The following is a 26,351-nucleotide window of genomic DNA, read 5'->3' as shown; positions in this document are numbered from 1 at the left end:
GCTGAAAGGCTTGTGCACCGGTTTCAGGAGCCTTGCGCCGCAATTCTGCTCAACTGTCGTCCCATCACCTTCCAAAGTGAGGCGAATCATGTGCCTCACTAAATCTCATTGATCCTGAGTGGGAGCTTCAACAGCGTGGCTGACAATCCGATGGTCCATCGATCCCTGAAACTCGCCCTCGCCGGAGCGCTGCTGCTCTCGGTTGCCGCCTGCATGGGCGACCGCATGCAGACACCGCCCTTCTACGAGGACATGGCGCGTGTCGACGGTGTGGTGGATGCTGCAACGGCCGCTCAGATGATCTCGCAATACCGGATCAACAACGGACTGTCGCCCGTGATTGCCGATCCGCAGCTGACATCCATTGCAAAATCGCAGGCCGACGCAATGGCCGCGGCCGGAAACGTTCAGGCATCGCTCGCCCCGAACCAGCAGCTGGCAACCCGCATGGCCTCCATCGGCGAGCCGAAGACGGCTGCCGCCGAAAACGTCAGCGCCGGATACAGAACCTTTGCCGAAGCTTTTTCAGGCTGGCGGGAAAGCCCGAAGCATAACCAGGTGTTGCTGACGAAAGACGCCACCCGGCTTGGCATCGCGACGGCTTACGCGCCCAATGCCAAGCACAAGGTTTTCTGGTCGCTGGTCATGGCCGGACCGAAACCGGCCCGGTAACAGCCCGCGTCAATAGATACGCGGCTCGAAATACCTTTGCGGATAGCCGGGAAATGAATCCCAATAGGGCCGGATAATGATCGGCTGCGGCGGCGCGACCACGACAGGCGGCGCTTCGTAAAGCGGTTCCGGTGCATAGACTGGGCCTGGCTCAACCGGCGGCGGATCATAGGGAGGATCGCCCTTGTAGACCGGCCCGCCGCGATAGGCAGGCGCAGGCGCCTCCGCATAGATCGGGTAATCCCGGTAGTAGCGCTGCACACCCAGGTTGATGCCCGCGCTGGGGATCGGCCGGCCATAATAGATGCCTTCACCGCCATAGCTGAGATATTGGCCGGAAACCCATCCCTTCACATTGGTGAAGGCGGCATCGCACCAGCCGAAGTCGGCCGTACACCCGAAAATGGTTACCCCACCCCCGCGCGGCACGGTGGCCATCACGGGATAATTGGTTCCCGGTCCGGCGCGCATGTTGAGATTGGCCGTCGTGAAGGCAATGGCCGGCCGTGATTGTGCGCTTGCTGGCAGCACCATCATCACGATCGCGGCAAATGCCAGCGAAAAGCGGATCAACATGTTCAAAACTCCAAAGTTCTGCGCCCTGACGCTTTCAAGAAGCGGCTAGCATCATGGCAAAAGTATAGCGCTGCAGGCGTCTCTATTCCTTCTCACGCCAAATGCTGCCCGCCCCAGCTTGCGCCCAGCTTGCGTCCGATTTGCGTTCGGCCTGCATTTCGGGCTTGATAGGCGCACGAACAGCCGGGGGGCTTTGTGAAGTGAAACGAATTCAATCTGTTGCGTCTACCATGGCGCTGGCGGCGCTCTGGTTTGCTGCATCCATTGCACCGGTGTCGGCCTTCGATGCGCATGCGGGCTATTATTACCCGGAGGTGCAGACCCAGGAGGTTTATGTCTCAGAACTGGACCTTGCACCTGACACGGGCAAGCGGTCGCGGGCAGCCTTCGTCAGCGGCCTTGCATCCCAGAACGCAAAACTGGGGTATCCGCCCGGATATCACCTCTTCGCCAAGGGCACCGAACTGGAAAAACTGATTGTGGTGGCAACCGGCGACGGGCGCTATGACACGCTGTTCCGGCTGCGGGCCCTGCTTGCCTCGCTGACCTCGATGGCCCGCACGACGGAACTCTTCGCGCGGTCAAACCAGCCGCAGGACCTGAACTTTCTCGATCTTTGCAAGATGATCGGCTTCACCCAGGTCACAGTCAGCAACGGCAAAGACGTCACGCACCAGATCAAGGTGCGCTAGCGGTATTGGCCCTGGGAACGGTCAGCGCCTCAGCTTGCCGTTCAGCCAGTCGCGGTACTGGGACTTGGTTCCGAAGAACGCATTCCGGTCGACGTCGCCTTTGACGCCCGGCACCCGCCCCTCGGCCGTATACTGCCAGAACACCCAGTCGTCGCGCTGCTCATAGATGTTGTTCGGGAAGCTGGCGACCGAGCGCAGCCAGAATTGCTCGTTCTTGAGCGCACCGACCAGCCTGTCTCGGTGAAAATCGACCGAGGAATAGATCACCGGGCGCTTGCCGTAGTGCTTTTCCATTTCGTCGAGGAAGATCTTCATGTCCCGCAGGATCTGCGGTCGTTCCGGCCGTTCCCGGCAGGTCTTGGAATGCGCATTCCATTCCATGTCGAGAACAAGCGGCAGGGCTTGCGGGTCGACGGGAACGATTTCCTTCACCCACGAAATCTGTTCTTCAACCGGACGGCAGAAATAATAGAAGTGATAGGCCCCGCGCGGCATGCCCGCCTGGCGCGCTGCCACCCAGTTCTCGACAAAGCGCGGGTCGACGTGGTCGCCGCCTTCGGTCGCCTTGATCCAGGCAAAGGCGACACCGCCCTGTTTTGCGGCCGCCCAATCGATATCGCCCTGCCATCGGGACACGTCGATGCCGTGTACCGCGTAGTCTTCTGGCGTTGGATCCGGAAAGTCGTAAGCCGCGCACGAGCTTAAAAAGATGAACCCGAAAATGGAACAAAACGATTTTACGATTGCCAGCACAGCGTCCTCGGCAGGGTTAAGAAAGGCTTTCACTCACCGCACAAAATGCGCGGGATTTCCTAACGGAGCGTAGACGAAATCACGATTTCTCCGCATAAACACGTATCTGTTATCGTGCGGGCAATCGAATAGGGCGGGATTGCGGCGGATCAAAGACGTCTGGTCTCTTTCCCTCAATGTATGAGCATGGAAATCGCGACCACCCTGATCGCCATTGGCGCCCTGCTACTGCTCGGCATGCTGGCCGACGAAATCGGCCACAGGACGCAGATGCCCCGCGTGACGCTGCTGATCCTGTGCGGACTGGCCGCGGGCCCCGCCTTTCTGGATCTTCTGCCTGAAAACCTGACCCAGCTTTACGAAACCCTCGCCGTTCTGGCCCTGTCGATGGTCGCCTTCGTTCTGGGCGGCAAACTCTCCAGGGTCCATCTGCAGAACAGCGGCAAGGCCGTAACAGTCGTTTCGGCTTCAGCGGTCGTGTCAACAGCGATCGTCGTCTTTGCAGGTCTCGCCCTGCTCGGCTTTCCGCTGGAACTGGCACTGATTCTGGCAGCCCTGGCGACCGCCACCGACCCGGCAGCCACCAGCGATGTCATCCGCCAGTACCGCGCCAAGGGGCCCTTCACAACCATTCTGTCCGGCATCGTTGCGCTGGACGATATCTGGGGCATTCTGGTCTTTGCGTTCTGTCTCATGGGAGCACAGGCGCTCATGGGCGGCGATGGTTCGGGCGCCCTGCTGCATGCGGTTTGGGAAATTGCCGGATCGCTCCTGCTTGGCGCGATTGTCGGCCTCCCGGCAGGCTACCTGTCAGGCCGCCTCCAACCCGGCGACCCGACCCTTGCCGAGGCGCTTGGCATCGTGTTCCTGACGGCGGGTCTGGCCCTCTGGCTCGACCTCTCGTTCCTGCTTGCCGGCATTGCCTGCGGGGCCATGGTGGTCAACACCGGGCGTCACCATACCCGGCCGTTCTATGAGATCGAACATATCGAATGGCCGTTCATGATCTTCTTTTTCGTGCTGGCCGGCGCAGCGCTGCAGCCGGACCTGCTTTTGAAGCTTGGTCTCCTTGGCGCGGCATATGTTCTGCTGCGGCTCGCCGGGCGTCTGGCAGGAGGCTGGCTGGGCGGCAAGCTCAGCGGCGGGGCCGGAACCGACCGAAGCTATCTCTTCGGCCTCTCGCTACTGCCCCAGGCGGGCGTCGCGCTTGGCATGGCCCTGGTTGCTGCCGAAGTGCTGCCGCAGTTCCGGGACGAAATTCTGACCGTCGCCATCGGATCAACCATCGTCTTCGAACTGCTCGGCCCCGCGGCCACTCAGCTCGCCCTGAAACGGGTCGACGAAACCGGCAAGGCCGGGGAAGACGATCCCGAGACCTGAATTCGTTTGCACTCGGTGGCCGAATCCGTATGACTTGGCTATTCCCGCAACAAGCCTTGGCAAATTTCCCATGACAGACCGGATCAAACTCGTCACCTGGAACATCAATTCCGTGCGCCTGCGCATGCCGATTGTGGAACAGTTGATCGAGGAAGTCGCACCGGACGTGATCTGCCTGCAGGAAACCAAGTGCCCGGACGCCAATTTCCCGGAAAACGCCTTCCGCAAGGCGGGATACGAACACATGGCCATCCACGGCCAGAAGGGCTACCACGGCGTCGCAACGCTTTCCAAGCTGCCGCTGAGCAACATCGAGAAACGCGACTTCTGCCAGGTGGGGGACAGCCGTCACGTGGCGGCGGACGTGCCTTTCAACGGCTCCAGCATTCGGCTGCACAATTTCTATGTGCCGGCAGGTGGTGACGAGCCGGATCGCACCATCAACCCGAAATTCGGCCACAAGCTCGACTTCATGGCAGAGATGCTGGGATGGCTGAAAGGCGAGGAAACCTCGAAACCCGCCATTCTGGTCGGCGACCTCAACGTCGCGCCTTACGAGCACGACGTCTGGTCCCACAAGAAGCTCCTGAAAGTGGTCTCACATACCCCGGTCGAAACGGAACTGTTCGAGCAGGTCCGCGAGGCAGGCGGCTGGCTGGACGCCATGCGCCAGTTCACCCCGCTGGATGAAAAGCTCTACACCTGGTGGAGCTACCGCGCCAAAGACTGGTCTGCCGCCGACAAGGGCCGCCGTCTTGACCACGTCTGGGTGTCTCAGCCGCTCGCCCCGTATGTGAAGGGCACCACGGTCCTGCGCGACGCACGCGGCTGGGAAAAACCGTCCGACCACGCCCCGGTGATCGCCGAATTCGCGATCTGAGGTCAATTCGAACAAGCGGCCCATCCTTCGAGACGGACCTTCCGGTCCTCCTCAGGATGAGGCTGTAATTTGGACAGCCCGGAAAGGTGCAACAGGGACGACCTCATCCTGAGGAAGCGCAAAGCGCTGTCTCGAAGGATGGGCCACACCCCCGGAAGGCCGCGCCGCGCATACTTCCGCAGCACTCAAGGCGTCACAATCACCTTGCCCTGCACCCGGCGCGCAGCGATTTCCTCAAGCGCGGTTGCCGTTTCTGCCAACTTGTAAACGCCGTGGATGTGCGGCTTCAGCTTGCCTTCAGACACCCAGGACAAAAGTTCCTTCATGTTGCAGCGATGGCCTTCCGGATCCCGGTCGAGTGCTGCGCCCCAGAAGACACCGCGAATGTCGCAACCTTTCAGCATCACGATATTCAGCGGAATTTTCGGAATGTCGCCCGCGGCAAACCCGATCACCAGGAACCGCCCCTCCCAGGCCGTTGCCCGGATGGCCTGTTCCGACAGCTCTCCGCCAACCGGGTCGTAGACCACATCCACACCCTTTCCACCGGTCAGCTCCTTCAGGGTTTCCTTGAGCGGCTCAACCGAATAATCGACCGTCATGTCAGCGCCGAGCGAGCGGGCAAAAGCGAGCTTTTCCTCAGATGAGGCGCAGGCAATCACCTTTGCTCCCATGATCGCGGCAATTTCCACTGCAGCCTGGCCGACGCCGCCCGATGCGCCCAGAACGGCAACAGTCTCGCCAGGCTTCAACCCGGCCCGGTCGCGATAGGCATGCAGCGTGGTGCCGTAGGTCACGGTCAAACCTGCCGCGACTTCAAAGGGAATATCGTCCGGCAGCGAGACAAGATCGCCTGCTGCGACCACCACTTTTTCCCGCGCAGCACCCCAGCGCATGTAGCCCATGACCCTGTCACCGGGCGAAACCCCTTCGACGCCGGAGCCCACCTGATCGACCACACCGGCGAATTCGGCACTCGGCGAAAACGGCATTTCCGGCTTGTACTGGTACTTGCCCCTGATGATCAGCGTATCGAAAAAATTGAGCGCACAGGCCTTCACCCGCACCACGACCTCCCCCGGCCCGGCAACCGGATCGGCAATCTCCTCGACAACCAGGCTGGAAGGCGGACCGAAGGTTTTGCAGAGACAGGCTTTCACGGCATCCTCATGACATTCTACGGGTAAAGCGCCGCTCGCGCAGCGCGGGGTGAGACGTTAGCAAGCCCTGTTCGAGGCGGGAATTGGCTTTCCGGATAAGCTGAAAACTTTCGGCCATGGCGAAAGTCGGCTATGAGGCAGCCAAATCGAAAACGGACAAACTGATGCGCGGATATTTTGCAATCGGGGCCGAAGGCCTCTCGAAACGGATGAACCTGGGCACCTTGATGCGCTCTGCCCATGCCTTCGGCGCCAACTTCTTCTTCACGGTGGATGCCGACCAGAAGCTGCGCAAGGCGCCCCCCTCCGACACCTCCAAGAGCCCCGGCCACCTGCCTGTCTTCACCTGGGACAGCGTAGACACGATGGACCTGCCCAGAGGCTGCCAGCTTGTGGGCATCGAACTCACGGACGAATCGATCGAGCTGCCAAGCTTCGGACATCCCCTTCAGGCGGCCTACGTTCTTGGTCCTGAAAGAGGCTCGCTTTCACCGCAGATGCTGGCGCGCTGCGACCACGTGGTGAAGATCCCGACTAAGTTCTGCATCAATGTGGCCATGGCCGGCGCGATCGTCATGTACGATCGTCACAGAGCGTTGGGTCGCTACGCGGACCGCTCAACCACGGCCGGCGCTCCCAGGATCGAACGTCCGAAACATGTCAGCGGCGGTCCGGTGATGCGCACGGGACGCAAAGTGCCGGGAACCTGAATGAGTTGCGCCTGAACTTCAGGCCGCCAGAATTTTGGGTGTCTCTTGCCCGGGGGCCCCAATTAGTCCACATCCACGGATGTGTCGGTTTCCAGAAGCTGGCGCAACCGTCCGAAGGCAAGCCGGATACGGGATTTGACCGTGCCAAGCGGCAAGCCCGTGTGTTCGGCGATCTCGCTGTGCGACTGTCCTGCAAAAAAAGCCAGCCGAACCACATTCCGCTGCTCTTCAGGCAACTGCGACAAAGCAGCACGCACGCGTTTTTCCCGCAGCTTCGCATCCATCTCTTCGGCAATGTCCGGCAGCGGCGTCGGGTGCAGGGACGGATCTTCGGGATCGAGCGCCGCAGACTTCTGGCGGCGGATCCTGTCGATACGCCGGTTCCGGGCAACCCGGAACAGCCAGGTGCTGGCATTGGATTTTTTCGGATCGAACAGATCGGCCTTGCGCCACAGCGTCATCATGACGTCCTGGGCGACTTCTTCGGCAAGGGCCTCATCGGCGCCCTGCTTCATCAGGTAGCCCTTCAGGCGCGGCGCAAAGTGATCGAACAGCTCGATGAAAGCCGCCTTGTCCCGGTCTTCCGCCACTTTGACAATGAGATCGGAAAAATACTGCACCTGCGTCAAAGACAATCAATCCCCCTGCCGATCCATCTTCTTTATCAGGTTCGGCATAATTCGAAAGGGGGGTCAAGCAGGTCTGCCACACTGTTGCCGCGTTTAACCGCAAAGCGATTAGGTTGGTGCACGCACCGAAAAACAGAAAATACAATTGTCGGGCTTCAACCCTTTCGTAACCCGCTTTAAGTTATCATTAAAGCAAGGTTTATATGTCAGACGGCAGTTGAACTAAATTTGACGGAAACTCAAATCCAACGGTGTGGAGATGATGAAAGCAAAATCGCTGGTTCTGGCCATAGCAGGTCTTGCCGTTTCGAGTGCAGCGGCTTTCGCACAAACCCCGACACTTCTGAAGCAGCACAAGGACTGGGCGGCCTATGCGCTGACCAGTGGCGGCGGCAAGGTTTGCTACGCGCTTACCAAACCGACGACGTTGCTTCCGGGAGATCGAAATCACGGGGACGTATTCTTTTTCGTGACCACCCGCCCGGCGGAAGGCGTCTCGTCCGAGCCGAGCCTGCTGGTCGGTTATCCTTTCAAGGACAAATCCTCGGTCAGCGTAGACATTGACGGCAAGGGCTTCACGCTCTTCACCAACAATGACGGTGCCTGGGTCGAAAATGCTGCAACCGAAGCGCAACTCGTTTCTGCCATGAGGGCAGGCCGGGAAATGACGGTGACCGGCGAATCCAGCCGCGGCACCCGCACCACCTACAAGTTCTCGCTGTCCGGCGTCACAGCCGCGATCGACGACTCCAACGCTGCCTGCCGCTAACGCGTTCAGGTAGCAGCTTCTCCGGCTTTCCCCTGCATCCGCAGGGTGAAAAGCCGAAGTCGGCCGGTGGTTTCCTTTCAGTCTCGACGTCACCCTGGACGGGCCAAACGGCCTATCCGGGCCGTTGTCGTTGCGTAAAAACAGCTCTGCATAGCTCCCCTCCACGTCAGCAAACTTGATTTTCGGCGCTTTTTGTGGTTTTGGGAGCGCTTGAAATCAGACCTGCAAGTCAGGTGCCCGGCGACCGCGTAGTCTTGTTCCAAGACGCCTGAAGACCCTGCCGGAAGAGATTACGGATCACGACATGGCAATTACGCTCGACATCGCGCGGGACAATCCGAACGCGCACACCGTTTCAGCCGAAGCCGTCCTGCCCGGCGAAGACAAGCCGACGCTGATCGGCCTGTCGCGCGAAGAGCTGGGTGAAGCGCTCGGCACCATCGGTGTGCCGCAAAAGCAGTGGCGCATGCGTGCCTCCCAGCTCTGGCACTGGCTTTATGTGCGCGGCGTGTCCGACTTTGCGCAGATGACGAATATCGCCAAGGACTTGCGCCAGAAGCTGGACGAAGCCTTCACGATCGCCCGTCCGGAAATTGTTTCCGAGCAGATCTCCGTCGACGGTACCCGCAAGTGGCTGTTCCGCTTTCCCGCGCGCGGCGCCGGCCGCCCGGTCGAGGTTGAAACCGTCTATATTCCTGAAGAAGGCCGCGGCACGCTCTGCGTTTCTTCCCAGGTCGGCTGCACCCTCACCTGCACTTTCTGCCACACGGGCACCCAGAAGATGGTCCGCAATCTGACGGCCGAAGAAATTCTGTCGCAGATCCTGATTGCGCGCGACCGGCTGGGCGATTTCCCGCATGCGGACACCCCGCAGGGCGCCATCGTCCCGTCCGAAGGCCGTCTGGTGACCAACATCGTCATGATGGGCATGGGTGAGCCTCTCTACAATTTCGATAACGTCAAGAAGGCGCTGCTGATCGCGTCCGATGGTGACGGCCTGTCGCTCTCCAAGCGCCGCATCACCCTGTCGACCTCCGGTGTCGTGCCGGAAATCTTCCGCACCGGTGAAGAAATCGGCTGCATGCTGGCCATTTCGCTTCACGCGGTTCGTGACGAGCTGCGCGATGTGCTGGTGCCGATCAACAAGAAATGGAACATCAAGGAACTGCTGGACGCTTGCCGGCAGTATCCGGGCCTGTCCAACGCCAAGCGCATCACCTTTGAATATGTGATGCTGAAGGGCGTCAACGACAGCAATCAGGACGCGCTTGAACTGGTCCGCCTGCTGAAGGGCATTCCGGCCAAGATCAACCTGATTCCTTTCAACCCGTGGCCGGGTACCGATTACGAATGCTCCGACTGGGAGCGGATCGAGGAATTTGCCGACATCGTCAACCGGGCCGGCTATGCCTCTCCGATCCGCACACCACGCGGCCGCGACATCTTCGCCGCCTGCGGACAGCTGAAATCCGCGTCCGAGCGCATGCGAAAGAAGGACCGTGAGGCCCTGGCAGCCTCCTGAGGCAACATCATCTGCTGAACGAAAAACGGCGGCTCACTGGAGCCGCCGTTTTTATCTGAGCAGAAAACGTCAAACCAATCTGGAAAAAGGCCGCCCGGAGGCGGCCTTTTTGTATTCTTCGGCGAGGCTCAGACAAGACCGGACTTTGCCAGCGGCAGGCTGGTTGACCACTCGCCCTTGGCAGCGGCAATCGCGTTGGCGACAGCCGGGCCGATTGGCGGAGTACCGGGCTCACCGATACCGGTCGGTGCTTCGTTCGAGGGAACGATATGCACCTCGATTTCCGGCATGTCGGACATCCGGATCGGCTCATAGGTGTCGAAGTTGGTTTCCTCGACAACACCGTCGGCGAGCGTCACCTGGTTCCGCAGGATCGCACCAAGGCCGTAGCCGATGCCGCCTTCGACCTGTGCCCGGATATTGTCCGGGTTGATCGGCGTGCCGCAGTCGACCGCTGCCGTCACCTTTTCCACCTTCACAGTGCCGTCGTCGCGGAAGGAGATTTCCGCCACTTCCGCCACAAAGGAACCGAAAGACTTGTGCACGGCGACACCGCGGTGGCGCCCTTCAGGCAAGGGCGTGTCCCAGCCCGCCTTTTCAGCCGCCAGCTTCAACACGCCCACCTTGCGCGGATCGTCCTTGATCATCTCGAGGCGATAGGCAACCGGATCCTTGCCGGCTTCCTTGGCCAGACGATCGATCATGGTTTCCATGACGTAGGCCGTGTGGGTGTGACCGACCGAACGCCACCACAGAACCGGGACCTTCGTTTCCTGGAAGGACTGGTCCATGTTCATCAGCGGAAACGCATAGGTGGTGTCATGCGCGCCTTCGGTCATGTTGTGGTCGACACCGTCCTTCATCAGCATGGCTTCGAAAGGCGTGCCCTTGACGATGGACTTGGCGGCGATGTTGTACTTGAACGCCGTCACGTTGCCCTGGTCATCAAGACCGACCCGCAGCCGGTGAGCCGACATCGGACGGTAGTACCCACCGGCCATGTCATCCTCACGGGTCCAGACGATCTTCACCGGAGCCGGCGCCATGCCGGCGGCCTGCATCGCCTTGGCCAGCGTGGTGATTTCCACGACCGGATGCGCATCGGCCTGGGCGCGGCGCCCGAAGGACCCGCCGGCCCACAAGGTGTTGATCTTGACGTTCTCGAACGGAATGCCGAGTACGGTGGCCGCCACGTTGTGATCGATGGTCGGGATCTGGGAAGCGAACCAGAATTCCGCTGTTTCACCGTCGAACATCATGGCGATGTCCAGCGGTTCCATGGCGCCATGGGCCAGGAACGGGAAGTCATAGTCGGCTTCGATGACCTTCGCTGAAGCTTCCAGCGCCGCGTCGACATCACCGTCTTCGCGAACCTTCACACCCGGCTTGGTGGTCATGTCCTTCAGTTCGGCGATCATCGCATCGCTTGACCGGGTTTCGGCCTCGGCATCATCCCACTCGATTTCGAGCAGGGACCGGCCGTTGATTGCCGGCCAGGTGGACTTGGCGATCACCGCAACCCCGTTCGGGATCTGCAGCACGTTGACGACGCCCGGCACCTTCTTGGCTTCGGTGGCGTCAAACGACTTCACCTTGCCGCCAAAACGGGGAGAGCGGGCAACGACGGCAACCAGCAGATCGTCGCGCTGGAAGTCCATCGTGTAGGTTCTGGGCGCGCCGACGGTCTTGTTCTTGACGTCGAGACGCGGGAAGGACTTGCCGATGTAGACCCACTGATCCGGTGTCTTCAGTGTCGGCTCTGCCGGAACGTCCTCGTTGGCGGCAAGACCGGCAAGCTCACCCAGGGTCGCAGACTTGTCCGCACCATGAGAAACGACGCCACCCGACACGGTGATTTCACCCGCCGGCACGCCCCATTCCTTTGCCGCGGCGGCAATAATCATTGCCTTTGCCGCGGCACCGGCCTGACGGTACTGCATGAAGGAGTTCGCCATGGCCGTGGACCCGCCGGTGCCCTGCACGCCGAACAGCGAGTTGGCATAGACCTGCGGATTGGACGGTGCGAATTCGACAGTGACCTGCTCCCAGGAAGCGTCGAGCTCGTCGGCGACCAGACTGCACAGACCACTGGCCGTGCCCTGTCCCATGTCGAAGTGCTTGGACAGCACCACGACCGTGTTGTCCGGACGGATGTGAACGAAGGGCTGGATGAACTCGCCTTCGGCGGCCGAGGCAGTCGAGCGCGGCAGGTTCATGGCAAGCACCAGGCCACCAACGGTACCGGCGGACATCTTCAGGAAGGTGCGCCGCGTCGGCATTGCGGCTGCCAGCGGTTGTTTCAGGAGATGCAGCATGGCTCAGGCCTCCATCTTGTCTGAAGCAAGGTGGATGGCCTTGCGGATCCGGGCATAGGTGGCGCAGCGGCAGACATTGCCGTCCATGGCTGCGTCGATGTCCTCGTCGGTCGGCTTGGGCGTTTCGGCAAGCAAGGCAGTCGCGGCCATGATCTGGCCTGACTGGCAATACCCGCATTGTGGCACGTCCAGCTCGTTCCAGGCGGCCTGGACAGCAGCAGCCGCCTTGCCGTCGATACCTTCGATCGTTGTGATTTCAGCACCTTCAAGGTCGCCGACGAACGTCTGGCAGGACCGGACCGGAATACCGTCCATGTGAACCGTGCAGGCACCGCAGGAAGCGATGCCGCAACCGAACTTTGTCCCCGTCATTCCCAGCTCGTCGCGCAGAGCCCACAGCAGGGGGCTCTCGGGATCCGCGTCGAGCGTACGCGTTTCCCCGTTGATTTTTAATGTCACTGACATGAGGAGGCGTCTCCTTTGGCTGGCCAATTCTGGCTAAAGGATGTAAACTACACCGTGCAGTTTAGTTCGTAACTGCACATCTGTAAACGCCAGAGTTTACATAGGGCGCGATTTTTGGGATTAAAGAGGCGGGGGTCCTGTCGTCTGACAGATAATGCAACGGGGTACATATGAGTAGGTAATGTCCGTATCGGATCAGAAAAAGAAGCAGATCGTCGAGGCTGCAATCGCCGAGTTTCAGGAAAAGGGTTATGCCGGAGCCAGCATGGACCGGATTTCCGAGCGAGCCCAGGTTTCCAAGCGCACGGTCTACAATCACTTTGAAAGCAAGGACGTGCTTTTCAAGGAGATCAACCAGTGCCTTGCCGATCAGATCAACTCGGCGCTTGAAGTCGCTTACGACCCGGCGGCGCCCATTCGCGATGCCCTGGTGCGTCTCGGCTGGGCCGAAGGCGAGCTCATGATCAACCCGTGCTTCATGAGCTTGGCCCGCATGGTCATGAGCGAAACGATCCGCGACCCGGCCCTTGCAGCCGATATGGACAGCCGCATGACCAAGATCTCCGTCTTCACCGAGTTCATGGATCGCGCCACGCGTGAAGGCAAGCTCACGGCCGACGACCCGTCCCTCGCGGCCACGCAATTTCTCGGCCTTATCAAGGCCCGATCCTTCTACCCGAACATCCACAGCGGCCGCGTGACAACCCGCCCCGAGATGGAACGGATCATCGAGGAAAGCGTCGACATGTTCCTGGCCCGATACGGCGCCAGGGCGACCGCGCAAACGGTGGCGGCGCAGTAACGGGCGCCCGCCAAAATTTCCCGACATGGCAGATCGACCCGTGTAGAGCGAAACGCGACGAAATGAGTGCATCGCGGGGCTTGCGCCATGCATAGAACCGGCTAAATTGCCGCAAATTTTCATCGGCGGGAAACCGCCAGGAACATCGAACTGGATTTTTCCCAAAATGGCGCATGGTGACATCAAAAAAGTCGTGCTGGCCTATTCCGGCGGCCTCGACACCTCCATCATCCTGAAATGGCTGCAGACCGAACTGGGCTGCGAAGTGGTGACCTTCACCGCCGATCTCGGCCAGGGCGAGGAACTGGAGCCGGCGCGCAAGAAAGCCGAAATGCTCGGCATCAAGGAAATCTACATCGACGACCTGCGCGAGGAGTTCATCCGCGATTTCGTCTTCCCGATGTTCCGCGCCAACGCTGTCTATGAAGGCGTCTACCTGCTCGGCACTTCCATCGCCCGGCCGCTGATTTCCAAGCGCCTGATCGAGATTGCCGAGGAAACCGGCGCCGACGCGATTGCCCACGGCGCAACCGGCAAGGGCAACGACCAGGTGCGTTTCGAACTGTCCGCCTACGCGCTCAACCCGGACATCAAGGTGATCGCGCCGTGGCGCGACTGGACGTTCAAGTCCCGGACCGACCTTCTGGAGTTCGCCGAACAGCACCAGATCCCGGTTCCGAAGGACAAGCGCGGCGAAGCTCCGTTCTCCGTCGACGCCAACATGCTGCACTCCTCATCGGAAGGCAAAGTGCTGGAAGACCCGGCCGAGGAAGCACCGAACTACGTGTTCCAGCGCACGGTTGACCCGACCGAGGCACCGGACGAAGTCACCTATATCGAAATCGGCTTCGAAAAGGGCGACGCCGTCTCCCTCAATGGCGAGAAGATGTCGCCGGCAACGCTCTTTGCCAAACTCAACGACTATGGCCGCGACAACGGCATCGGCCGTCTCGACATGGTCGAGAACCGCTTCGTCGGCATGAAGAGCCGCGGCATCTACGAAACGCCGGGCGGCACCATCCTCCTGACGGCGCACCGCGCCATGGAATCCATCACGCTCGACCGCGGTGCCTCGCACCTGAAGGACGAACTGATGCCGCGTTACGCCGAGCTGATCTACAACGGGTTCTGGTTCTCGCCGGAGCGCGAGATGTTGCAGGCCCTCATCGACAAGAGCCAGGAGCATGTCACCGGCTCCGTCAAGCTGAAGCTCTACAAGGGCAACGTCATCCTCGTCGGCCGGTCCTCGCCCTATTCGCTCTATTCCGAAGAGCTGGTCACCTTCGAGGACGACCAGGGTGCTTACGACCAGAAGGACGCCGCCGGCTTCATCAAGCTGAACGCCCTGCGCCTGCGCACCCTCGCCAAGCGCGACCGGATCGGCTGAGATCTCTGACATGACAACACCGGCGGCAGCAAAGCTCGAACAGAACCTTGCTGCCGCCGGTTTTTTGTTGCTCGGCGGCTTTGCTCCTGATGGCACCGTTGCCGTTCCACCTCTTGCCAGCGGCAAGCAGGCCCGAAGCCTTCTCCTGATCGGCAGCACAGGTCCGTCGATCTGGCCGCACCTGACGGCAAGTCCGGAATACAAAAATGGCCACCCGGATCCTCTCGACCGATATACGCGGCGCAGCCTTTTGGACCTTGCCGAGACATCCGGCTACGAACCGGTGTTTCCCTTCGAAGGCCCGCCCTATCACCCGTTCCAGCAATGGGCGATGAAATGCGGCGGCTTCTCCCAAAGCCCGCTCGGCGTTCTCGCCCACCGGACCTTCGGCCCCTGGGCCGGCTTCCGCGCAGCGTTTCTGAGTGCGGTACCCTTTGACGGACCGACGCCGGTCACGATGGACGGCCCCTGCCCGACCTGCACCGACACACCTTGCCTAACGGTTTGCCCGGTCGGTGCCGTTACGGTGCACGAAGGCTACAAGGTCACTGACTGCCGAAACCATCTGGCGACCAGCCGCAACCTCGATTGCTGGTCCGGCTGCCTGGCAAGACGGGCCTGCCCCTTTGGCCGGGAGCACCGGCAAAGCCAGGCAACAGCCGGGTTTCACATGGAGAGTTTCCTGGGGCTTTAATTGCTAGTTTTGAAGTAGTGACGTTAAGTGGTGGCTTCCTCAATGCCTACATTGCTCAGTGCCAAAGAGGCCCCGATAACAGGGACGCCGGGCATTCAGAACCGAGACGGCCACGGCCAAAGCACCGCCAGCAAAGAGGTCGACAAAGTAATGACCGCCGAACACCGGGGTTGCAGCTATCATGGTCACCGCGAACAATGTCACCAACCAGAACCAGCGTGTCTTGTAGAAGCCGGCGACTAGCAAGATGCCCCCAGCAGTATGGAACGATGGAAAGGCAGCAAGCCCTTCTGCGTCGAGAAGATTGACCGTAGCGCCGGATGGTTCCCGCAAGGCAAGAAGTTGTTCCACATGAGCGATACCGGGAACGCTGCTGAAACCGTCGATATGGGCGACATCGCCGAAATAGTAGGCGACGGTGGCGACCGCGGGGAAAAACATCGCTATTGAAACCGACACCGTTGCGGTGATCAAAAATATTTCGCAAAAATAACGCGCTCGAGCAGGCCTTCCCATCAGAATCAGTGCGAGAAAACCAAACAGACTGGCACCGTCGAACCCGATATAGGCAATATGCAAAATCTTGTTCAGCAGAAAGTTATGCTGGACGAACGTGAAATAGGCCATCCAGTCGAGCCCGAGCACCTTGTCCCAGTTATCAAGTAGAGGATCCGCAAGAGGAAACACTACGCTCATGGTCAAGTGGTTGAAGATGCGCAACGTCGCCAGGGCGACGAATATGAAAACAATGCCTTTGAGTAACAGCTGCATCCGTTCCCGGAAAACGTCTGGAAATGTCCCCCGGAGTTTGATGTAGCAACTCAGCAGCGCGCAGACCGTGATGATCCCACCGAATAGTATTAGTGACTTGGGATCGACGCGCGCCGTAACAAGCGTTTGAAGAACGAGCGTTGTGCCGACGACAACACTCATGAGAACAACGTTGAGAACTCCTGGAAAAGGCAGACTTTGTGTTTGAAAGGGCGCAGCCTCTTCAAGAGAGGCTGTCTGCGCTTGAGCAGGCGGGTCAAAATCGCCTTCATTTTTCAATCCCAGGGCGGAAGACATGTCCGCAGCACCCCGCGCAACGCATTTACAGGTTGCTGTTTTTCTATAGCTGATAGGCTTAAGATCAGGTTTCTTTCAGTTGTTCTGTCACCCGTCCAGCTTCACCACGCCATCCTGGTCCGGGCAGGTTTCCAATGCTTCCATCGCGGTGCGGCCGTCGCCCAGCGGGGCGTCGGGCCAGATTTCGGCAAGCGGGATCAGAACGAAGGCGCGGTCGCCCATGCGCGGGTGCGGGATTTCGAGGTCGTTTTCAGCAACCTTTTGCAGGCCGTAGATCAGAACGTCGATGTCCAGCGTCCTTGGGCCCCAGCGCACGTCGCGCACACGTCCGAGTTCGGTCTCGATTTCAAGACAGCGCTTCAGCAGCGCCTGCGGGCTCATGGTGGTATCGATCACCACGCAGCAATTGCGGAAATCGTCCTGCGGCACCGGCCCCCAGGGCGGCGTCCGGTAATCGGAGGACCGGGACACCAGCATGACGCCGGGCGTTTCCTCCAGCCGGCGGATCGCCTCATCCAGATTGGCCTTCGGGTCACCAAGGTTGGATCCGAGCCCGAGCGCACAGCGGGTCGGGGCGTCAGCCATCGCATTTTCGGCATTCATTCGACAGGGTTCCGTTCCAGGCGGGTTGCCTCGATCATACGCACGCAATCGGCATGTGGACTTACGTCATGCGCCCGCACAATCGCAGCCCCTTTCAGCATGGCCGTCATGTGAACGGCAACGGATCCGAACAGCCGGTCTTCCGTTTCCGCTTCCAGCACGTCACCGATCATGCGCTTGCGCGACGCACCCGCCAACAGCGGAAGGCCGTGTTTCTTCAGCGTTTCGAAACGGTTCAGAACGATGAAATTCTGGTTGATGGTCTTGCCGAAGCCAAAGCCCGGATCAAGGATCTGCTTTTCCCTGGCGATCCCTGCCTTTTCCGCCAGGTCCATCGAGATTTCGAAGAACTGGTCGATGTCCGAAAGAATGTCCAGTCCGGCATCGGCGGCAAGACGGTTATGCATCATAACTACATGCACGCCGGCCTCGGCAACAACCTCAGCCATGGCCGGGTCCTTTTGCAGACCCCACACATCATTGACGATGACCGCACCTGCCGCACACGCGCGGCGCGCGATCTCCGCCTTGTAGGTATCGATCGATACGGGCGTTCCCATGTCGATCACCTGATCGAGGATCGGATCGAGCCGCGACCATTCCAGGTCCAGCGGCACCGGTTCGGACCCCGGCCGCGTGCTTTCGCCGCCGACATCCAGAATATCGGCCCCTTCCAGAATCATTTCCTGTGCACGCCGCAAGGCGGCATCCGCATTGGCGTGGCGCCCGCCATCGGAAAAGGAATCCGGGGTCACGTTCAGGATCCCCATCACGTGGGGGCGTTGGTGTCCGGCGTCGAAACGCGGCGGCTCGTAGGCTGTCGGGGTCGGCATCATTGCGTCCTTTTGACGGTCAGGCACGTGTTTGGCCCGTCTGACACCGACGGTCAAGCGGCACCAATGCGACTTCGCCCTGCTTGACCCCGCTCCAAGGCTGTGGACGATCACGATTTGGAAGCAATTTGGAGGTTCAATCGTTCCGCGGCGGTTTTCCGGCAATCCGTACACGTCGTCATCAAAAATTCGGGAAACGGTCTTGGAACAGACATCCGTCTGTCACGGAGCTTCAGCACCTGATGTTTTTGCCAAGGGACTCGCCCCTGCGGTCCCCAGCCACGGAGCTTGAAAATGTCTTCAAACGTTTCTCGACGCAATTTTCTGAAATCATCGGTTGCTACCGGTCTGGTACTGGCCTCACCGCTGGCCATGCCGGGCCTGTCGCGTGCGGCCTCGCGCCCGCAGATCACGCACGGCCTTCAGTCCGGCGACGTTGATGCCAATTCCGGCATGATCTGGGCCCGCTCGGACCGCCCGGCGCAAATGCTGGTGGAAGTCGACACCACCGGCACGTTCGAAACGCCACGGCGCCTTGCCCCGATCAATGCGCTTCCCGACTCGGATTTTGCCGTCAAGCGACTGCTTGAGAACCTGCCGTCCGATCAGGATGTCTTCTATCGCGTCGCCTTTGCCGACCTGAACGACGTCAATGCCGTATCCGAGCCGATGACCGGCCGCTTCCGCACCGCCCCGGCGTCCCGCCGCAACATTCGTTTCGCCTGGTCGGGCGATACCGCCGGCCAGGGCTGGGGGATCGATACCGACCGTGGCGGCATGAAGACCTACGCCACCATGGCAAAACATCAGCCGGACTTCTTCATCCACTCCGGCGACACGATTTATGCCGATGGCCCGATGAAGGAAACCGTCGAGCTGAAGGACGGCACCGTTTGGAAGAACATCGTCACGGAAGAAAAATCCAAGGTTGCCGAAACGCTGGACGAATACCGCGGCCAGTGGAAATACAACCTCATGGACGAGAACCTCAAGGCGTTCAACGCGGAAGTCCCGACCTTCTTCCAGTGGGACGATCATGAAGTCGTCAACAACTGGTCGTCCTCCAAGGATCTCCTGTCCGACGACCGCTACAGCGAGAAGAACATCCACCTTCTGGCCGCTCGCGCCGGCCGGGCTTTCCACGAGCTGGCTCCCATCCGCTACACCCCGGCCGAGCCAGGCCGCGTCTACCGCAAGATCGCCTATGGTCCGCTGCTGGACGTATTCTTCCTGGACCTGCGCTCCTATCGCGGGCCGAACGGCGCCTCGATGGAAGACACCATGACACCGGCTTCGCGCATCCTCGGCGCCGAGCAGCTTGCCTGGCTGAAGCGTGAACTTCTGAATTCCAACGCCACCTGGAAGGTCATCGCCTGCGACATGCCGATCGGCCTGATCGTCTGGGACAACTGGAAAGACCAGGCCGGCGCCGAAGCGGTTGCCAACGGCGATCACGGCGCACCGAAAGGCCGAGAACTGGAATTTGCCGATCTGCTGCGCTTCATCAAGACGGCAGACATCGACAACATCGTCTGGCTGACCGCCGATGTGCACTACACCGCCGCGCATTACTACAATCCGGACAAGGCCCAGTTCCAGGACTTCAAGCCGTTCTGGGAATTCGTCTCCGGCCCGATCCATGCCGGCACCTTCGGCCCGAACGATCTCGACATGACCTTCGGCCCGGAGCTCAAGTACATCAAGGCCCCGACCGCCGAACAGGGTGCCAACCTGCCCCCGTCCATGGGGCTGCAGTTCTTCGGCCTGGTCGACATCGACGGCCAGAGCGAACAGCTCACCGTCCGCCTGATGGACCGTGACGACGTCGAACTGCACACCGTCACGCTGGACCCGGTTCGCAAGGCCTGATCAAAGTTTCCAGAAAAAAGAGCGGGCCGGGAAACCGGCCCGTTTGTTTTAAAAAAACCTACCTTCGTCATCCCGGACGCAGCGAAGCGGAGATCCGGGACCGGAGAGCCGAGGTGTTTCCGATGGAGACTTATCATTCGGCGCTGTGCCTCCCCGGTCCCGGCTCGCGCTGCGCTTGGCCGGGATGACGACGGAGAGGCGGACAATGTGCGCCTACTCCGCCGCCGCCGGCTGACGGATCTGGCTGCGCAGGATCAGGAACAGAATAATGCCGGCGATGGGCATACCCGGCAGAATGAAAGCGAGACCGAGGATCGGCTCTCCGAGTGCAGCGATCGCGAGGCTGGCGACGATGCCGCCGCCGAACTGCAGAAAGCCAAGCATGGAAGATGCCGAACCGGCGATATGCGGGAACGGTGCCATGGATTCGGTGAAGCTTGCCGGCAGAACCAGCGCCAGCGCGAAGGTGAACAGCGCCACCGGCCCCATCACCGTCAGGATCGTCGGTTCATGGGTGAGCGTGACATAGCACATCAGAGTTGACGCAACGACCCAGAGGCTAAGCCCGTAGGGCACCAGCTTGCGGGCTTCGAAGAAGCGAAGCAGACGCCCGGTCAGGATGGTTCCCGAAATGAAGGAGCCCGACTGGATGATCATGGTCAGCCCGAAGGCGGACGGCGTCAGACCGACTTCATAGATCAGGATGAAAGGCAGGACGGTCGCCAGGGCATAAAGGTTGCCGAGCCCGAAACCGATGAGAAGGCTTGGCGCCAGAAACCTCGGGTCCTTCAGCAAGGTGCCGTAGTTGATCGCAAGTTGCCGTGGATTGAGGTGATGCTTGCCCGGCTGCGGGTTGGTTTCAACCTGAAACACGAGCACCGCAACCATCAGCAACGCACCGTAGATCACCATGCACCAGAACACTTCCTGCCAGCCGAACAGTTCCAGCACGATTCCGCCGATGGTGGGTGAGATCGCCGGGCCAAGGGCCAGCATCATCGCGATCGTATTCATGATCCTGGCAGAGGCCTGGCCGGTAAACTGGTCACGGACGATGGCGCGCGACACCGCGATGCCGACCGCGGCCCCCACACCTTGAAGGGCTCGGGCAAAAACCATGAACTCGACAGTCGGTGCGAAGGTCGCCAGCACGCTTGAGACGAGATAGAGGACCAGGAAGGCGATCGTGACCGGCTTGCGCCCAAAGGCGTCCGTCAGAGGGCCGCAAACCAGCTGCGTGACGGCAAAACCGGCGAAATACGCCGTGAGGGTAAGCTTGACCGCTGAATCGGTGGTCCCGAAGGCTTCGACCAGGGCCGGCATGGCCGGGGTATAAAGCGCCATCGAAATGGGGCCGATAGCGACAAGCCCGGCCCCGAGAAGCGATGTACGTCTTGCGCTCATGATTGAGCTGTCGGCGGTCATTTCTGTTTCCCTTTGGAAACCTCCTGCAGCAGGCTGTCCTTCATGGTCTGCAGAAGCGATTCCAGTATCTGCCGTTGGTCGGCGGGAATGTCCTCAAGCGCCCTGGAGCGCACCTCTTGCAGGGCAGTCCCAATTTTCTCAAGCAATGGATCGGCCAACGGCGTCAGCTCGATTATCTTGGCCCGGCGGTCGTTCGGGTCCTGGCAGCGGCGGATCAATCCGGCCTTTTCGAGCGTGTCGAGGTACCCGACCAGGGTCATAGGCTCGACATACATCGCATCTGCCAGAACGGCCTGCCGTTGACCCGGAAGTCGCCAGACATAAAACAGCGTACGCGCTTCTCCGGCAGTCAGACCAGTGTCGACCTTGGATAACTCCGCCTCGAAGTTTCGCCGCAGCAACCGTGCCAGATCAACGACCAGCATGGTGACACCGACATTCGGAGTTGGAACTCCCATCGCCACCCCATTTTAGTAAGGTTACCTTACGAATACGGCGCTTCAGGAAGCACTGTCAATGCGTAGATGTGACATTGCGTTGCACAATTCCCTCGCGCCACGTATAAAGGCGCCAAATTCGGCGCGGATGCCGATCCATAGCATAATCAACTTCCAGACAAGCTGCGGGTCCCCAAGGGCCCGTTCTGTCTTTTGGAGCCACTCATGAACCTTCGTAATATTGCCATCATCGCGCACGTTGACCATGGCAAAACCACACTCATCGACGTTCTTCTGAAGCAATCCGGTGCCTTCCGCGACAACCAGCGCACCGAAGAACGGATGATGGACTCCAACGATATCGAGCGTGAGCGCGGCATCACCATTCTGGCCAAGGTCACCTCGCTGGTCTGGAAAGACACCCGCATCAACATCGTGGACACACCGGGCCACGCCGACTTCGGCGGCGAAGTCGAGCGTATCCTGCACATGGTCGACGGCGTGATCCTTCTGGTGGACGCTGCCGAAGGCCCGATGCCGCAGACCAAGTTCGTGCTCGGCAAGGCCCTCAAGCTCGGCCTGAAGCCGATCGTCGCCATCAACAAGATCGACAAGCCGGAACAGCGTGCCGATGAAGTGCTGGACGAGGTCTTCGACCTGTTCGCAGCCCTCGACGCCAATGAAGACCAGCTCGACTTCCCGGTGCTCTACGGTTCGGCCAAGCAGGAATGGATGGCTCTGGAGCCGAACGGCCCGCAGGACAGCATGGACCCGCTCTTCGACATGGTCCTCGACAAGGTGTCGCCGCCGGAAGCCCAGCCGGGCGATTTCCGCATCCTGGCAACCACCATCGAATCCGACCCGTTCCTGGGCCGTATCCTGACCGGCCGTATCGTGTCGGGCACCGCTCTGCCGAACATGCCGATCAAGGCGCTCTCCCGTGACGGCAGCGTGGTTGAAAACGGCCGTATCTCCAAGATCCTTGCTTTCCGTGGCCTGGAACGTCAGCCGATCGAAAAGGGTGAAGCGGGCGACATCGTCGCCATCGCGGGCCTGACCAAGGCAACCGTTGCCGACACGCTGTGCGCCCCGTCGGTCAATGAATCCCTGCAGGCTCAGCCGATCGATCCGCCGACGCTGTCCATGACCTTCCGCGTCAACGACAGCCCGCTGGCCGGCACCGAAGGCTCCAAGGTTCAGTCCCGCGTCATTCGCGACCGCCTGAAGAAGGAAGCAGAAGGCAACGTCGCCCTGAAGGTGGAAGACACCGACGAGCCGGACGCATTTGTCGTCTCCGGTCGCGGCGAACTTCTTCTGGCGATCCTGATCGAGAACATGCGCCGTGAAGGCTTCGAGCTTGGCGTTGGCCGTCCGCGCGTCGTCTATCAGTATGACGATGCCGGCAACCGCCTGGAGCCGATCGAGGAAGTCATCATCGACGTTGATGAAGAACATTCCGGCGTCGTGGTTCAGAAGCTGCAGGAACGCAAGGCCGACCTTCTGGAAATGAAACCGTCCGGCGGTGGCCGCACCCGTCTGGTGTTCCACGCTCCGACCCGCGGCCTCATCGGTTACCAGTCCGAACTGCTGTCCGACACCCGCGGCACGGCGATCTTCAACCGTCTGTTCCATGGCTATGAGCCGCACCGGGGCCCGATCCAGGGCCGTCACACCGGCGTGCTCCTGTCCAACGGCACCGGCGAGGCAGTTGCCTATGCACTGTTCAACCTGGAAGACCGCGGCCCGATGATGATCGATCCGGGCACCAAGGTTTATCCGGGCATGATCATCGGCGAACACACCCGCGGCAACGACCTGGAAGTGAACGTGCTGAAGGGCAAGCAGCTCACCAACATCCGCTCCGCCGGCAAGGACGACGCTGTCAAGCTGACCACGCCGAAGAAGCTGACGCTGGAAGCAGCGCTTTCCTACATCGCAGACGACGAACTGGTGGAAGTCACGCCAGACTCCATCCGCCTGCGCAAGGCCGTCCTCGACCCGCATGAGCGCAAGCGCGCGGAACGTGCGGCGAACAAGGAATCGGCATAAGCCTGATTTGAAGAACCAGAAAAAGCCCGGGCACTGTCCCGGGCTTTTTTGCTTTTTCAACACCAGTTTCCATCGCACCTCATCCTGAGGAGCCGCGTTAGCGGCGTCTCGAAGGATGGGCTGCTTGCTCCGAAAACTGCCGCCCATTCTTCGAGACAGCGCTTCGCGCTTCCTCACAATGAGGTTTTGGGTTCCCTTCTCCGGTATCTAGGGCCCACTTGTTTCGCCGGCAGACCAGAAGACTTGCGGCAGCCCGCAAACCACACCGCAACCAGTTGCCACGCCCAACGTCCGCTTTGGTTTAAAATGTCAGTCGCGAGACTGAATTTGAAACGCCATCCCACGCCTCCCGACCGGGAACTCCTTACAATTCCGCCTGAGAATTGAAGCGCCTGGCCTCAGGTCAACCGCGCACAAGGAAGGCTGAACCAATGAAACATTTCGCTCTCGCACTGGCGATGACCGCAAGCCTCGCCACATCCGCCACCGCCGCAAGCTTCGGCCCGCTGGTGGAGGCTGCCGAGCTGTCCGCGTCGCTGGACACCGTGGAGCCGGTGCTTCTGGACATCCGCAACGAGGGATACGAGAAAGGCCATGCAGACGGCGCTTTGTTTGCGCCCTACCGCATGTTCCGCGGACCGGCGGAAAACCCCGGCGGTCTTGTGGATGTTGAAAAGCTGGAAGCCGAACTGGAAGAACTCGGCCTGGAACAGGATACGCCGATCGTGATCCTGTCCGAAGGCAAGACCGATACGGACTTCGGTTCCGCCGCGCGTGTCTACTGGACCTTGAAATCCACCGGCTTCACCGACCTGTCGATCCTGAACGGTGGCCTGGAGTCCTGGAAAGCCGCCGGCCTTCCGGTCAACGCCACGGCCGAATCCGCTTTTCCGAGCGAGCTGGAACTGACCTTTGACGACACCTGGCTGGCCACCACGGCAGACGTTTCCGCCGTCGCTGCAGGCGAGTCGAATGCGCTTCTGGTAGATGCTCGCCCGGCGGATTTCTTCAACGGCAAGAAGGCGCATGAAGCTGCCTCGCGTCCGGGAACCCTGCCGACCGCCATCAACCACACCTACACAGCGTTCTTCAAGGAAGGCTCGCCGGCAATGTCCACCGCCATCGATCCTGCCGCGCTGAAAGCATCGCTTGGTGTCGAAGACGGCAAGGATACGGTTTCCTTCTGCAACACCGGCCACTGGGCCGCGGCTCACTGGTTTGCGGTGTCCGAAGTCGCCGGAGTGGAAAACGCAAAGCTTTACGCGGGCTCCATGGTCGAATATTCCCAGTCCGGAAACGAGATGGCCAACACACCGGGTCTCGTACAGAACCTGATAAACCAGATACTGAACTGACGTGACCACAGCCGCAGACATTCATACCGCCGCTGCGACGCCAATCTGGCGCCGCGGCGGTCTTGTTTTGGCCGCCCTTGCAGCCGTTCTGGCCACCGCCCTTCTGGTTGGTGGCCGGTATGGCCTGTTGCTTGCCGTCGGCCTTGGCTTCGGCATCGTGCTGGAAGGCCTGCGCTTCGGTTTTGCCGGCCCCTGGCGTGCGATGATCCTGCGCCGGGACCCGGGCGGCCTTTGGGCGCAGCTTCTGTCGATCGCCCTTGTCTCACTGGTGGCCTTTCCCCTGCTTGCCGCAAACCAGGGCGAGCTGAGCGGCGCACAGGGCCCGATCGGCTTTGCCATGATCGCGGGAGCCTTCGTCTTCGGCGCTGCCATGCAGGTCGTGCTCGGATGCGGGTCCGGCACCCTGGTCAATGCCGGGTCCGGCAACGTGGTTTCCCTTGTCGCCCTGCCCTTCTTTGCCATCGGCAGCTTTGCCGGGGCCTATCACCTGATCTGGTGGACAGATCTTGGGGCATTGCCCGTTCTGACCCTGTCCGGCTGGCAAGGCGCAGCGATTACCCTCCTCGGACTTTCGGCAATCGCCGCAGTGCTCTGGAAACTGGCAGCTCCCGAAAACCGGCGCCTGCCTCGCCGGCTGATAGTTGCAGCCGTGCTGCTGGCCGCCCTTGCCATCCTGAACCTGATCGTGGCCGGCCAACCCTGGGGCGTTGTCTATGGCCTTGGCCTTTGGGCTGCAAAGGCGGCATCTGCAGCAGGGGCGGATCTTTCCGGATCCGTTTTCTGGAGTGCACCTGCCTCCGTCGAGCGCCTGACCCATAGCCTGCTGACGGATTACACATCCCTCACCAATATCGGCATCATCCTGGGTGCCTTTCTGGTCGCCAGCTGGCGCACCGGCGGCCTGTCGCAGAAAATCCAGTCACTGCCGGCACAGGCCTGGCTCGCCGCAATGGTCGCGGGCTTTCTGCTGGGCTATTCCTCACGCCTTGCCTTCGGCTGCAACGTCGGTGCGTTCTTTTCCGGCATCTCGACCGGCAGCCTGCACGGCTGGGTCTGGTTCGCGGCAGCCTTTGCCGGATCGATCTACGGCGTGAAACTGCGCCCGCTCCTGAAGCTGGAGGCAAGATCATGACCCGGCTGGTAACAGCTTCCGTAGCCCTTGCCGGACTTGCCGCAATGATTGCTCTCGATGCATCTGCGACACCGCCCAATCCCTACAAGGCTCCGAAACTTCTGGCTCTGGGCTCCGGCACCGCCCCGAGCGGCGGCTTTTGCGGTGCGCTGCCCGACCCGGCCGGCAAATAGC

The 26,351-nt window shown here is 60.6% G+C and carries 26 protein-coding genes; 15 read left to right on the top strand and 11 right to left on the bottom strand.

Features of this window, described 5'->3' with window-relative positions; translation table 11 throughout:
* The first annotated feature begins 135 nt into the window (after nucleotides 1-135).
* Nucleotides 136-672 (top strand): CAP domain-containing protein, encoded by a 537-nt coding sequence (locus FIU93_RS08270; protein ID WP_306355459.1) that lies wholly within the window; start codon nucleotides 136-138, stop codon nucleotides 670-672.
* Between the two features lie 9 nt (nucleotides 673-681).
* On the opposite strand, the gene FIU93_RS08265 is transcribed toward FIU93_RS08270, so the two are convergent.
* Nucleotides 682-1,248, bottom strand: coding sequence for an SH3 domain-containing protein (locus tag FIU93_RS08265; RefSeq protein WP_023002845.1), 567 nt, complete (start codon nucleotides 1,246-1,248; stop codon nucleotides 682-684).
* Nucleotides 1,249-1,448: 200 nt separating this feature from the next.
* Between FIU93_RS08265 and FIU93_RS08260 the strand changes: the two genes are divergently transcribed.
* Entirely contained in the window at nucleotides 1,449-1,940 is a 492-nt protein-coding gene (locus FIU93_RS08260) for a hypothetical protein (RefSeq protein ID WP_209010312.1), read from the top strand.
* Between the two features lie 21 nt (nucleotides 1,941-1,961).
* Here FIU93_RS08260 and FIU93_RS08255 read toward each other — a convergent pair whose 3' ends face one another.
* Nucleotides 1,962-2,726 (bottom strand): GH25 family lysozyme, encoded by a 765-nt coding sequence (locus FIU93_RS08255; RefSeq protein ID WP_023002843.1) that lies wholly within the window; start codon nucleotides 2,724-2,726, stop codon nucleotides 1,962-1,964.
* A 153-nt stretch (nucleotides 2,727-2,879) separates the two neighbouring features.
* On the opposite strand from FIU93_RS08255, the gene FIU93_RS08250 reads away from it, so the two are divergent.
* Nucleotides 2,880-4,073 carry a cation:proton antiporter gene (locus tag FIU93_RS08250; RefSeq protein ID WP_209010311.1) on the top strand — a complete coding sequence of 398 codons (1,194 nt, stop codon included), beginning with the start codon at nucleotides 2,880-2,882 and terminating at the stop codon, nucleotides 4,071-4,073.
* 70 nt (nucleotides 4,074-4,143) lie between these two features.
* A complete protein-coding gene (gene xth / locus FIU93_RS08245; RefSeq protein ID WP_023002841.1) occupies nucleotides 4,144-4,953 on the top strand; it encodes an exodeoxyribonuclease III in 810 nt (269 codons plus the stop codon).
* 185 nt (nucleotides 4,954-5,138) lie between these two features.
* Here xth and FIU93_RS08240 read toward each other — a convergent pair whose 3' ends face one another.
* Nucleotides 5,139-6,113, bottom strand: a complete 975-nt coding sequence (locus tag FIU93_RS08240; RefSeq protein WP_152505328.1) for an NADPH:quinone oxidoreductase family protein — start codon at nucleotides 6,111-6,113, stop codon at nucleotides 5,139-5,141.
* 164 nt (nucleotides 6,114-6,277) lie between these two features.
* On the opposite strand from FIU93_RS08240, the gene FIU93_RS08235 reads away from it, so the two are divergent.
* Complete coding sequence (locus FIU93_RS08235; RefSeq protein ID WP_031270178.1) at nucleotides 6,278-6,823, top strand: RNA methyltransferase; 546 nt, start codon at nucleotides 6,278-6,280, stop codon at nucleotides 6,821-6,823.
* Between the two features lie 62 nt (nucleotides 6,824-6,885).
* Here FIU93_RS08235 and FIU93_RS08230 read toward each other — a convergent pair whose 3' ends face one another.
* On the bottom strand, nucleotides 6,886-7,458 hold the full coding sequence (locus FIU93_RS08230) for a sigma-70 family RNA polymerase sigma factor (RefSeq protein ID WP_035907892.1): 573 nt from the start codon (nucleotides 7,456-7,458) through the stop codon (nucleotides 6,886-6,888).
* A 253-nt stretch (nucleotides 7,459-7,711) separates the two neighbouring features.
* On the opposite strand from FIU93_RS08230, the gene FIU93_RS08225 reads away from it, so the two are divergent.
* Nucleotides 7,712-8,221, top strand: coding sequence for an invasion associated locus B family protein (locus tag FIU93_RS08225; RefSeq protein WP_023002837.1), 510 nt, complete (start codon nucleotides 7,712-7,714; stop codon nucleotides 8,219-8,221).
* Nucleotides 8,222-8,525: 304 nt separating this feature from the next.
* Entirely contained in the window at nucleotides 8,526-9,743 is a 1,218-nt protein-coding gene (rlmN, locus tag FIU93_RS08220) for a 23S rRNA (adenine(2503)-C(2))-methyltransferase RlmN (protein WP_023002836.1), read from the top strand.
* A gap of 128 nt (nucleotides 9,744-9,871) precedes the next feature.
* Here rlmN and FIU93_RS08215 read toward each other — a convergent pair whose 3' ends face one another.
* On the bottom strand, nucleotides 9,872-12,058 hold the full coding sequence (locus FIU93_RS08215) for a xanthine dehydrogenase family protein molybdopterin-binding subunit (protein WP_152505327.1): 2,187 nt from the start codon (nucleotides 12,056-12,058) through the stop codon (nucleotides 9,872-9,874).
* Between the two features lie 3 nt (nucleotides 12,059-12,061).
* Entirely contained in the window at nucleotides 12,062-12,523 is a 462-nt protein-coding gene (locus tag FIU93_RS08210; RefSeq protein ID WP_023002833.1) for a (2Fe-2S)-binding protein, read from the bottom strand.
* A 181-nt stretch (nucleotides 12,524-12,704) separates the two neighbouring features.
* Between FIU93_RS08210 and FIU93_RS08205 the strand changes: the two genes are divergently transcribed.
* The 3 genes from FIU93_RS08205 to FIU93_RS08195 all read left to right on the top strand — a co-directional run bounded on the left by FIU93_RS08205 (nucleotide 12,705) and on the right by FIU93_RS08195 (nucleotide 15,406).
* Nucleotides 12,705-13,325 carry a TetR/AcrR family transcriptional regulator gene (locus FIU93_RS08205; RefSeq protein WP_152505326.1) on the top strand — a complete coding sequence of 207 codons (621 nt, stop codon included), beginning with the start codon at nucleotides 12,705-12,707 and terminating at the stop codon, nucleotides 13,323-13,325.
* A 166-nt stretch (nucleotides 13,326-13,491) separates the two neighbouring features.
* The gene (locus tag FIU93_RS08200; RefSeq protein WP_023002831.1) at nucleotides 13,492-14,712 is read left to right on the top strand and encodes an argininosuccinate synthase; all 1,221 of its coding nucleotides are present in this window, start codon (nucleotides 13,492-13,494) and stop codon (nucleotides 14,710-14,712) included.
* A gap of 10 nt (nucleotides 14,713-14,722) precedes the next feature.
* Nucleotides 14,723-15,406, top strand: coding sequence for a hypothetical protein (locus FIU93_RS08195; RefSeq protein ID WP_152505325.1), 684 nt, complete (start codon nucleotides 14,723-14,725; stop codon nucleotides 15,404-15,406).
* Between the two features lie 39 nt (nucleotides 15,407-15,445).
* On the opposite strand, the gene FIU93_RS08190 is transcribed toward FIU93_RS08195, so the two are convergent.
* The 3 genes from FIU93_RS08190 to folP all read right to left on the bottom strand — a co-directional run bounded on the left by FIU93_RS08190 (nucleotide 15,446) and on the right by folP (nucleotide 17,910).
* Nucleotides 15,446-16,474 carry a phosphatase PAP2 family protein gene (locus FIU93_RS08190; protein WP_152505324.1) on the bottom strand — a complete coding sequence of 343 codons (1,029 nt, stop codon included), beginning with the start codon at nucleotides 16,472-16,474 and terminating at the stop codon, nucleotides 15,446-15,448.
* Nucleotides 16,475-16,561: 87 nt separating this feature from the next.
* Complete coding sequence (gene folK / locus FIU93_RS08185; protein WP_077291535.1) at nucleotides 16,562-17,077, bottom strand: 2-amino-4-hydroxy-6-hydroxymethyldihydropteridine diphosphokinase; 516 nt, start codon at nucleotides 17,075-17,077, stop codon at nucleotides 16,562-16,564.
* Nucleotides 17,074-17,910, bottom strand: coding sequence for a dihydropteroate synthase (folP, locus tag FIU93_RS08180; protein WP_173017432.1), 837 nt, complete (start codon nucleotides 17,908-17,910; stop codon nucleotides 17,074-17,076). Before folP ends, folK begins: the two co-directional genes overlap by 4 nt.
* Before the next feature lie 294 nt (nucleotides 17,911-18,204).
* On the opposite strand from folP, the gene FIU93_RS08175 reads away from it, so the two are divergent.
* Nucleotides 18,205-19,779, top strand: coding sequence for an alkaline phosphatase (locus FIU93_RS08175; RefSeq protein WP_152505322.1), 1,575 nt, complete (start codon nucleotides 18,205-18,207; stop codon nucleotides 19,777-19,779).
* Nucleotides 19,780-19,992: 213 nt separating this feature from the next.
* Here FIU93_RS08175 and FIU93_RS08170 read toward each other — a convergent pair whose 3' ends face one another.
* Nucleotides 19,993-21,204: a multidrug effflux MFS transporter gene (locus tag FIU93_RS08170; protein WP_023002824.1), complete on the bottom strand. Its 1,212-nt coding sequence runs from the start codon at nucleotides 21,202-21,204 to the stop codon at nucleotides 19,993-19,995.
* Nucleotides 21,201-21,662: a MarR family transcriptional regulator gene (locus FIU93_RS08165; RefSeq protein WP_152505321.1), complete on the bottom strand. Its 462-nt coding sequence runs from the start codon at nucleotides 21,660-21,662 to the stop codon at nucleotides 21,201-21,203. The genes FIU93_RS08170 and FIU93_RS08165 overlap by 4 nt, the downstream gene beginning before the upstream one ends.
* 204 nt (nucleotides 21,663-21,866) lie before the next feature.
* Here FIU93_RS08165 and typA point away from each other — a divergent pair, with 204 nt between their 5' ends.
* The 4 genes from typA to FIU93_RS31355 all read left to right on the top strand — a co-directional run bounded on the left by typA (nucleotide 21,867) and on the right by FIU93_RS31355 (nucleotide 26,350).
* Nucleotides 21,867-23,690 carry a translational GTPase TypA gene (typA, locus tag FIU93_RS08160; protein WP_023002822.1) on the top strand — a complete coding sequence of 608 codons (1,824 nt, stop codon included), beginning with the start codon at nucleotides 21,867-21,869 and terminating at the stop codon, nucleotides 23,688-23,690.
* Nucleotides 23,691-24,121: 431 nt separating this feature from the next.
* Complete coding sequence (locus FIU93_RS08155) at nucleotides 24,122-25,045, top strand: rhodanese-like domain-containing protein (protein WP_055659805.1); 924 nt, start codon at nucleotides 24,122-24,124, stop codon at nucleotides 25,043-25,045.
* 1 nt (nucleotide 25,046) lies between these two features.
* A complete protein-coding gene (locus FIU93_RS08150) occupies nucleotides 25,047-26,177 on the top strand; it encodes a YeeE/YedE family protein (RefSeq protein WP_055659807.1) in 1,131 nt (376 codons plus the stop codon).
* Complete coding sequence (locus tag FIU93_RS31355) at nucleotides 26,174-26,350, top strand: hypothetical protein (RefSeq protein WP_168687431.1); 177 nt, start codon at nucleotides 26,174-26,176, stop codon at nucleotides 26,348-26,350. The genes FIU93_RS08150 and FIU93_RS31355 overlap by 4 nt, the downstream gene beginning before the upstream one ends.
* Nucleotide 26,351: the final 1 nt, after the last annotated feature.

This window comes from Labrenzia sp. THAF35, assembly GCF_009363595.1.
Taxonomy (GTDB): domain Bacteria; phylum Pseudomonadota; class Alphaproteobacteria; order Rhizobiales; family Stappiaceae; genus Roseibium; species Roseibium algicola.
This window is presented reverse-complemented; position numbering and strand designations above follow the sequence as displayed.